Source organism: Lawsonibacter sp. (genome assembly GCF_022777125.1).
GTDB classification, from domain to species: Bacteria; Bacillota; Clostridia; order Oscillospirales; family Oscillospiraceae; genus Lawsonibacter_A; species Lawsonibacter_A hominis.
In genome coordinates, this window is record NZ_JALFGV010000151.1 from 1 (window position 1) to 8,208 (window position 8,208).

General features: G+C 60.4%; 9 protein-coding genes and 1 pseudogene. 5 read left to right on the plus strand and 5 right to left on the minus strand.

Annotated features, from left to right (window positions below):
* Window positions 1-152: 152 nt before the first annotated feature.
* Entirely contained in the window at window positions 153-1,025 is an 873-nt protein-coding gene (locus tag MR825_RS12430; RefSeq protein WP_287881007.1) for a recombinase family protein, read from the plus strand.
* Here MR825_RS12430 and MR825_RS12435 read toward each other — a convergent pair.
* On the minus strand, window positions 1,000-1,272 hold the full coding sequence (locus MR825_RS12435) for a hypothetical protein (protein WP_287881009.1): 273 nt from the start codon (window positions 1,270-1,272) through the stop codon (window positions 1,000-1,002). The genes MR825_RS12430 and MR825_RS12435 overlap by 26 nt on opposite strands.
* Window positions 1,273-1,416: 144 nt before the next feature.
* On the opposite strand from MR825_RS12435, the pseudogene MR825_RS12440 reads away from it, so the two are divergent.
* Window positions 1,417-1,701, plus strand: a pseudogene (locus MR825_RS12440) (hypothetical protein); the annotation flags it as partial.
* 93 nt (window positions 1,702-1,794) lie between these two features.
* Here MR825_RS12440 and MR825_RS12445 read toward each other — a convergent pair.
* Window positions 1,795-2,352: a GNAT family N-acetyltransferase gene (locus tag MR825_RS12445; RefSeq protein ID WP_186907593.1), complete on the minus strand. Its 558-nt coding sequence runs from the start codon at window positions 2,350-2,352 to the stop codon at window positions 1,795-1,797.
* Window positions 2,349-2,657: a P1 family peptidase gene (locus MR825_RS12450; protein ID WP_256174799.1), complete on the minus strand. Its 309-nt coding sequence runs from the start codon at window positions 2,655-2,657 to the stop codon at window positions 2,349-2,351. The genes MR825_RS12445 and MR825_RS12450 overlap by 4 nt, the downstream gene beginning before the upstream one ends.
* Before the next feature lie 205 nt (window positions 2,658-2,862).
* Here MR825_RS12450 and MR825_RS12455 point away from each other — a divergent pair, with 205 nt between their 5' ends.
* On the plus strand, window positions 2,863-3,546 hold the full coding sequence (locus MR825_RS12455; protein ID WP_186907596.1) for a helix-turn-helix transcriptional regulator: 684 nt from the start codon (window positions 2,863-2,865) through the stop codon (window positions 3,544-3,546).
* A gap of 160 nt (window positions 3,547-3,706) precedes the next feature.
* Window positions 3,707-6,214, plus strand: coding sequence for an ATP-dependent helicase (locus tag MR825_RS12460; RefSeq protein WP_186907597.1), 2,508 nt, complete (start codon window positions 3,707-3,709; stop codon window positions 6,212-6,214).
* Between the two features lie 19 nt (window positions 6,215-6,233).
* Here MR825_RS12460 and MR825_RS12465 read toward each other — a convergent pair whose 3' ends face one another.
* Together MR825_RS12465 and MR825_RS12470 are read right to left on the minus strand one after the other, a co-directional pair.
* Window positions 6,234-6,863 carry an HAD family hydrolase gene (locus MR825_RS12465; protein WP_186907598.1) on the minus strand — a complete coding sequence of 210 codons (630 nt, stop codon included), beginning with the start codon at window positions 6,861-6,863 and terminating at the stop codon, window positions 6,234-6,236.
* Between the two features lie 18 nt (window positions 6,864-6,881).
* Complete coding sequence (locus MR825_RS12470; protein ID WP_352408294.1) at window positions 6,882-7,475, minus strand: DNA-3-methyladenine glycosylase; 594 nt, start codon at window positions 7,473-7,475, stop codon at window positions 6,882-6,884.
* Window positions 7,476-7,545: 70 nt separating this feature from the next.
* Between MR825_RS12470 and MR825_RS12475 the strand changes: the two genes are divergently transcribed.
* A partial coding sequence (locus MR825_RS12475) for a DMT family transporter (RefSeq protein ID WP_287881013.1) occupies window positions 7,546-8,208 on the plus strand: 663 nt, incomplete at its 3' end.

Sequence of the window (8,208 nt, forward strand, 5' to 3'; positions counted from 1 at the left end):
AAAATCAAATACTGATCTATCAAATACTCATTCATTCTTTCCTTCGGGACTTGCGCCTGCGGCGGAAGGACAGACGGACGGACTGGATAAGAGAGCTGAGATCAGAGAGCAGATCGAATACGACTTCATCTGCAAGCAGTAAGGCCGGGTACTTGGCCCCCAGCTACTATAAGAAGTCCCAGGGGACAATCTCCAACGAAAAGCTCCTGGGTAACGGCAACTGGCAGACTTGGACCGTCAAGAAGATTCTCCGGTCCGAGGTCTATACCGGAGATCTCGTTCAGGGCCAGACAAAAATCATCGACCATAGACAGGTCAAGGCCGCCAGGGACGAGTGGACGGTGGTGCGCGGGACCCATGAGGCGATCATCAGCAGGGAGCTGTTCGACACCGTGCAGAAGAATCTCGACCACGCCGCCGCAAAGCGCGAGCAAACCGAGGTCCGGCCCTATACGCCGAATATTCTCCGGGGCAAAGTGTTTTGCGCCCAATGCGGCGGGAATCTCCACCGGATGCGCTGCCCCCGGAAAAAGGGAGCTGACCGCTATGCGTTCCACTGTATCAGCAACAGCCGGGTTGGAAAAAAGGATTGTCCAGGCGTATTTATCTATGAGGAATCGCTGTTGACCAGCCTTGCCGACATGATTCAGGAAGAACTCAACACGGCCCTGGGCCAGTATTCGCTCTCTCTGGCACAGACTGCTCACCTGGCATCTGAACGGGCAAAACTCCAAGAGAAGATCGCCAGCCGCAGACGCGACACCCATCGGCTGCGCGAGTCCATTCGTGGCCTTTATGAGCATCTTGTTGAGGGGATTCTGTCAAAGGATGAATACTTCTCCCTCAAAGGCAGTTATGAAACGAAGATCGAGCAGCTTGCCGCCGAGATCGGCCAGCTGGAATCAGGGGTCGCAGCCATTGACCGGCAGATCGAGGAGTACCGGACTTTGGAAAAAGATGCAGAGGACATCCGGAAAAACCGGGAGCTGACGGCAGAGCTTATGCCCGGTCACTTCGGCCATTAGCACAGTATTCTTGATAGACCTCTTGAACAGTTTTCCGTACCGTGGGCTTTGGCTTGCGGGAGTTCTGGGCGCTGTCAATAGCCGCTTGCCGCGCCTTGATTGCCTCACGCTTTGTTTTGAAGGGTGCTCCGAATTCATCTTTTGCCTTTCGTACTTCTTTGCGGACGCCGTTCACCATGAGAACATAGCGATAAGCCCAATTCCCATTCTTCAATTTGTAAACACCCGCGTCATTCTGCTTTGCCACTTGCAAATCCCCCTTGTGGATTTTTTTGTGGCAAAAAGCCAAATTCCAGCGTGTGAAAATGTCCACTTGTGGATAAAGAAATTTCCTGTATCTTCCTTCTTTTCGCCTGTTCCCCGGCGCCGAACGGCGAAGCCGTTTGGCTTCGGCCTGTACTGGGAGAAGGCCGCCTACGAAGAGGCCGAGCACGCCTCCAAATTTGCTGAGCTGCTGGGCGAGGCTCTGGAGCCCAACATGAAGGCCTCCACTAAGGCCAACCTGGCCTGGCGCGTGGACTGCGAGTTCGGCGCGACTCAGGGTAAGACCGATCTGGCTATCTGCGCCAAGAAGAACGGCCTGGACGCCATTCACGACACTGTCCACGAGATGGCCCGCGACGAGGCCCGCCACGGCAAGGCTTTCGAGGGCCTGCTGAAGCGTTACTTCGGCTGATTTGACCTGGAGATGAGGGCGGAGCGTAAGCTCCGCCCTCATTTCTTTGTACCAATAGAGCGGAGGGACGGAAAATCCGCCCCTCCGCTGCCGTTAAAGCGCATCCTCGTTCAGACGTACCATGTGAATATGATCTTCCCAGACGCCGTTGATGTTCAGGTAACGCCGGGAGAGGCCCTCCCGGACGAAGCCCGCCTTTTCGGCCGCCCGCAGGGAGGCCGGGTTCCTGGGCATGATGTTGGCCTCCACCCGGTGCAGGCCCAGATTGCGGAAGGCCCAGGCCGTGGCATACCGGATGGCCTCGGAGCCATAGCCGCGGTTCCAGAGGGTGCGGTCGATCTTATAGGAGAGAAAACAGGATTGGAAGGCGCCCCGGACGATTTCGTTGAACCCGAGCATCCCAACGACCTTGCCGGGGTGGCGGGGCTGGACCAGCAGGAAGCGGTACGCCCGGTCACACTCCGCCCAGGAGCGCTCCAGCTCCAGACGCGCCCGCTGTCCCGGCTCAGTGAAGAATTCCTCTTCCGGGACAGGATCAAAGGGGGCGAAGGCGGCGCGGTTGCGGCGGTAAAAGGCGGCCGCCGGTGCGGACAGGGACGGCTCCACCGCCCGGAAGCCCAGGCGGGGCGAGCGAAATACATAAGAATTCATCTGCGTTCCTCCGGCGTCCAGAGATCGGTGAGCGCGGTAACGGTGTTCCCCTGCCAGCCGACGGTGGTATGGGCGGTGAGGAGACTGTTGAGCACCGCTTCCTCGGCGCATTCGGCGGCGGGCAGCTTGTGGACGAAGGGATTTTCCGGGCAGGGGAGCAGGATGGTCACTCCGGTCTTGTGTTCCGGCGTGTCCACGGTGCAGTGGCCCACCGTCACGCCGGGCACGTCGGTGATTTTATTTCGTGGCCCTGCGGGGAGCCGCCCTATGGTCAGCCCCCAGTCGCGGGCGCGCTTGCGCGTCATGACGTCGCCTCCTAAACATGGCGTTGGCTATGCTTATCAGCCGCAGAACGGCTTGGTTTCTCCGCGACATTATAGCACAGCGGCTTAGAAAGAGGAATCGAAATAAAAATCTTGTTTTCATAAAAGGAAAAGGTGGCGCCGCAACAAATCATTGCTTGACCGTTTGCGGCGGTCTGTGCGATGATATCCACGAGGTGATCGATTCATGTCAATTCATAATAACCTTCGCCAACTGCGTCTGTACAGCGGCATGACACAGGAACAGGCGGCAGGAAAGCTGGGCGTTGCCCGTCAGACCTTATCCAGCTACGAATCAGGGCGGACCAGGCCGGATATTGATATGCTTGTACGTCTGTGCGATATATATGAAACGGATTTGGACGGAATGATATACGGGCAAAATCGCACGCTGAAAGCGGTGCAGCGAGTGAAAAAGACGGCTGTGCTGATTTTGATCCTGCTGATCGGGCTGACGCTGGTCAGTTCGTCCTTGCTTTGGAGCGCCAATCACTTTTTCCCGGTTGCAGAAGGGTGGCTGACGTCGGCGGAGCAAGCGGTGTTCGAATCCCATCGCCGGTTGACCGGGGCGTGGGAAGCCGCCGATAAAACCATCCTGGCGCTCTCCCTTTTGGGGTTTGCCGCCTTGCTGATGTTTATGCTGACCGGAAAGTGTGTCGTGCCCTTGAAGCAAAAAATACTATATATGATGGTTTTAGCGGCCGGAATTCTGCTGGCTCCTCTGCCCTTTGCCGTCACAGACGCCGTGTTTTTGAAAATAGATTATTATATGACGCCAACCTATGTCATTGGCCGTATGCTGCTCTTTTTTGGAGTTGGCCTGATCATAGAACTGGTGCGGAAACGGAAAAGGCGTGTTTCCGGAGCATGAAGCAGGAAGCGCGTCTTTCGGCGCGGCTGTTTTCGGGGCCAAACGGAAAAGATTCCTGCCGGGTGGTTGACCTTGTCCCCGCTTTCGGATAAAATAAGGATACACGAAAAGAGCCGTCCACGGGTTGGGCGGCTCCTGCATTGCTTGAAGGAGCGTATCCATGCTGACAAGAGAAGAAGAACTGCGCTTTTGCAAAGCGCGCCGGGCAGCCATCGAACTGGATTTCCAGAACCTGAATCCGGAGCAGCGCCGCGCCGCGCTGTGTACCGAGGGGCCGCTGCTGCTGCTGGCGGGCGCGGGAAGCGGCAAGACCACGGTGCTCATCCACCGCATCGCAAACCTGATGAAATACGGCCGCGGGTCGGATTCGGACGAGGTGCCCGCCTGGGTGCAGCGGGCCGACCTGGACGTTCTGGAGCAGTACGTGCGCGCCCCGCGTCCGGAGCAGAAGCAGGAGCAGGAGCGGCTGTGCCGCCTGGACCCCGCGGTCCCCTGGTCCATCATCGCCATTACCTTTACCAACAAGGCGGCCGGAGAACTGAAGGAGCGGCTGGAGCGCCTGCTGGGCCCGCAGGCCAACGACATTTGGGCCAGTACGTTCCACTCGGCCTGTGTGCGCATCCTCCGGCGGGACATCGAGCGTCTGGGCTTCCGGAGCGGCTTTACCATCTACGACAGCGCCGACTCCGAGCGTGTGGTGAAGGATATCCTCAAGGAGTTCGGCCTGGACGACAAGACCTTCCCGCCCAAGTCTGTTCTGGGCTATATCTCCCGCGCCAAGGACGCCATGAAGCTGGGCGCGGACTACCTCCGGGAATGCGAAAAGAGCGGGGATTTCCGTCTGGTGAAGATCGCCAGGATCTATGCGGAGTACGAACGGCGGCTGCGGGACGCCAACGCCCTGGACTTTGACGATATCATTCTCCATACCGTGCGGTTGCTGAAGCAGTTTGACGACGTGCGGGCCTATTATCAGAAAAAGTTCCGCTATGTGCTCATCGATGAATACCAGGACACCAATCACCTCCAGTACCAGCTGGCCTCCGCGCTGGCGGGGGGGTATGAGAACATCTGTGTGGTGGGAGACGACGACCAGTCCATCTACCGCTTCCGGGGCGCTACCATCGAGAATATCCTCTCCTTCGAACATCAGTACAAGGGGGCGCGGGTCATCCGCCTGGAGCAGAATTACCGCTCCACAAAAAATATCCTGGAGGCGTCCAACGCCGTCATCCGCAATAACCAGGGCCGGAAGGGAAAGGAGCTGTGGACCGAGCACGGCGCGGGCGATAAGGTGATGTGCTATACCGCCATGAACGAGCACGACGAGGCCCAGTACGTGGCGGCTCAGATCCTGACAGGCTTCTCCGGCGGGCGGGCGTGGAAGGATCACGCGGTGCTCTACCGGATGAACGCCCAGTCCAACCAGCTGGAGCAGGCCTTCAAGCGCAACGGGATCCCTTACCGCATCATCGGGGGCATCCGCTTTTTCGACCGGGCGGAGGTCAAGGACATGCTGGCCTACCTGTGCGTGGTCAATAACCCGGACGACGATCTGCGCCTGGGGCGCATCATCAACAATCCGCCCCGGGGGATCGGCGCCACTACGGTGGAGCGGGCCCAGACCATCGCACAGCAGGAGGGGCGCTCCCTGTGGCAGGTGGTCAGCCGCCCCGGGGATTATCCCGAACTGCAGAAGGCGGCGGCCAAGCTGGCCCAGTTTGCCGAGCTGATCGGGGCGCTGCGGCGGCGCTGCGCCGAGCTCCCGCTGCCCGATTTTTACGAAGAACTGGCGGCGCGTACCGGCTACGCGGCGATGCTGGAGCAGAAGAATACGATAGAGGACCGCACCCGCCTGGAAAACGTCCACGAGGTGCTCTCCTCCATCCAGAATTACCTGGAGAATACCCAGGAGGAACCTTCCCTGGCGGGCTTTTTGGACGAGATCGCCCTTTACACCGACTTGGACAGCCACGACGCCGGCGAGGACTGCGTGGTGATGATGACCATGCACTCGGCCAAGGGACTGGAGTTCCCAGTGGTCTTTGTGGTGGGCGTGGAAGAGGGCATCTTCCCCGGTATCCGGGCCATCGGGGAGGCGGAGGAGATGGAGGAGGAGCGGCGCCTGTGCTACGTGGCCATGACGCGGGCCAAGGAAAAGCTGTACATGACCTGTGCCAGCCAGCGCATGCTCTTCGGGCGCACCAACGCCAACCGGCCTTCCCGCTTTTTGGGGGAGATCCCGCCGGAATACCTGGAGCGCTCCGGCCGGAGCCTTTACGGCGGGCACAGGGAAGAGGAGCAGGGCGGCGGACAGACCCCCGAGCGGGAGCAGCGCGCCTTCCAGCGGCCCGCCCGCGTCCGGCGGACCTATGACCGGGGCTATTCGATGGGCAGCCCGTATGGCGGCAGCTCCGGCGGCGGGGCGGCGGAACGCTCCGCGCCGGACTGGAAGAGCCCGGCGGCGGGTGCGGCCGCGCCGAAGGCGGCCCTGCCCGGGTTTCGGAAAGGGGATACGGTGTTCCATCGCGCCTTCGGCAAGGGGCTGGTCACCGGCCTGACCCCCATGGGGGGCGACGCCCTCATCGAGATCGCCTTCGACAGCGTGGGCACCAAAAAGCTCATGCTGAAGTCTGCCGCCCAGTACATGAGCCGGGACGAGGGATAACGCCCCGGCAGGGGAGAACTCACCCGAGCAACTCGGTAAAGCTTTTGAGATACCCGTCGCAGCTGCGCCGCAGCTGCTGTTCGTAGGACGCGTAAAAGGGGTCGTATACCGCTACCACGGTCAGGCCCGCGGCCTTCGCGGCGGCGCAGGCGGCGGGGGAGTCTTCGTAGAGGGTGCACTCGGACGCCTGGACCCCCAGCCGCTCCAGAGCCATACGGAATGCCCGGGGGTCCCGTTTTTCCACCCCAAGCTCCTCCACATAGACCACCGCGCGGAAGTATCCGGTCAATCCATGCCGCTCCAGGGCGGCTTGACAGAAGCGCGGAACGCAGGCGGTGACCAGGGCCATGTCCTCGCCGCGTCCGGCGCAACGCTCCAAAAATCCCGCAGCGCCGGGCTTCATGGGGATCTGGTGGGCGTAGGCCTGCCAGCCAAGCTCCAGCCATTCCGCCATGATGGCCTGGGGGGTCAGGTCCAGATGATAGAAATCCTTCGTGATCTGCGCGGCGATGGGGAAAATTGAGTGGCCCATCTGCTCACTGTATTCCCGGGTGGGAGAGAGCCCGCGGCGGGCGAGGAAGGCCCGGTCGATCTCTTCCCATACGCCGTTGGAATCCACCAGGGTGCCGTCAAAATCAAATAAACGCATAGCCGCCTCCTGTATGGCTCAGATCCAAAAGCGCCAGGGGAACTCCACCGCCTCCTGGGCGTAGTCGATCCCGATGCGCGGTCCCGTATGGCAATCAGGCGCCGGTTCGCCGGCGTCCCAGAGGAACAGCTCGTCGCCGGTCAGGTCCAGCCCGTTCTGCGCCCGGGTGAGCCCCAGCGCCTGGCAGACTTTTCCCGGACCGTTGAGAAACTGCCTGCGCTGATAGGCGTTCAGTTCGTCCTGGGGCTTGCCGTACCGCATCCGGGCCAGGGCGTCTCCGTCCCCTGCGCACTCCAGGCCCCGCAGCAGCACCGCGCAGGGCTCCCCCTCGGGCTCGGTGACGAAGTTGAGACAGTGGTACATGCCGTAGATCAAATAGAGATAGGCGGTGCCCGGCTGGGCGAACAGAGTCTCGGTGCGCCGGGTGCGCTTGTAGCCGTAGGCATGGCAGGCTTTGTCGATGCGGCCCACGTAAGCCTCGGTCTCCACGATGCGGCCGCAGAGGACCATCCCGTCCAGCCGCCGTACCAGATACTTGCCCAAAAGGTCACGGGCCACGTCCAGCGTGTCCCGATTATAAAATTCCCGCGTCAATTTTGGCAATGCAGCCACCTCCTGTGAAACCTGTCGTAATGCGTGCGACAGTATCGTAACACAACTGCGGTAAAGGAGACAAGAAGCGATGAACGAATCCGTACTGAAAAAACTGGCAAAGCCCATGCTGATCCTGGCTCCGATCATTTGGGGCAGCTCCTTTGTGGTGATGAAGCACTCTCTGGACAGCTTCACCCCCTTCTATCTGCTGGCCTTCCGCTTTACCGCCGCGGCCATCGTGCTGGGCCTGGTATTCTGGAAATCCTGGAAGGTCATGGACCGGCAGTATTTCAAGGCGGGCGCCATTATCGGCACGTTCCTGTTTCTGGCCTATGCCTTTCAGACGTTTGGACTGGACCGCACCACTTCCGGCAAAAACGCCTTCCTTACCGCGGTATACTGCGTGATCGTACCCTTCCTGTACTGGCTCATTGCCCGCAAGCGGCCGGACAGATACAATATCCTGGCGGCGGTGGTGTGCATCGTTGGGATCGGGCTGGTCTCCCTCTCCAATGACGGCGGCGCCCTGAGCATCAACCTGGGGGACGTGCTTACCCTGATCGGCGGCTTCTTCTTCGCGGCCCATATCGTAGCGGTGAACAAATACGCGGAGGGCCGGGACATTTTTCTCATCACCACCCTCCAGTTCGCCTTTTTCGGCGCCTGGAGCTGGGTGGGGGCTCTGGCCGTTCGGGAGCCATTCCCCGCGGCGGTCTCCGGCGGCGCCCTGTTCGGTATGTTCTACCTGGTG

What these genes read in the sequence shown, in the direction of transcription:
- MR825_RS12445 (WP_186907593.1), bottom strand. Translation starts at nt 2,352, where the DNA reads ATGAATTCTTATGTATTTCGCTCGCCCCGCCTGGGCTTCCGGGCGGTG.
- MR825_RS12450 (WP_256174799.1), bottom strand. Translation starts at nt 2,657, where the DNA reads ATGACGCGCAAGCGCGCCCGCGACTGGGGGCTGACCATAGGGCGGCTC.
- MR825_RS12455 (WP_186907596.1), top strand. Translation starts at nt 2,863, where the DNA reads ATGTCAATTCATAATAACCTTCGCCAACTGCGTCTGTACAGCGGCATG.
- MR825_RS12460 (WP_186907597.1), top strand. Translation starts at nt 3,707, where the DNA reads ATGCTGACAAGAGAAGAAGAACTGCGCTTTTGCAAAGCGCGCCGGGCA.
- MR825_RS12465 (WP_186907598.1), bottom strand. Translation starts at nt 6,863, where the DNA reads ATGCGTTTATTTGATTTTGACGGCACCCTGGTGGATTCCAACGGCGTA.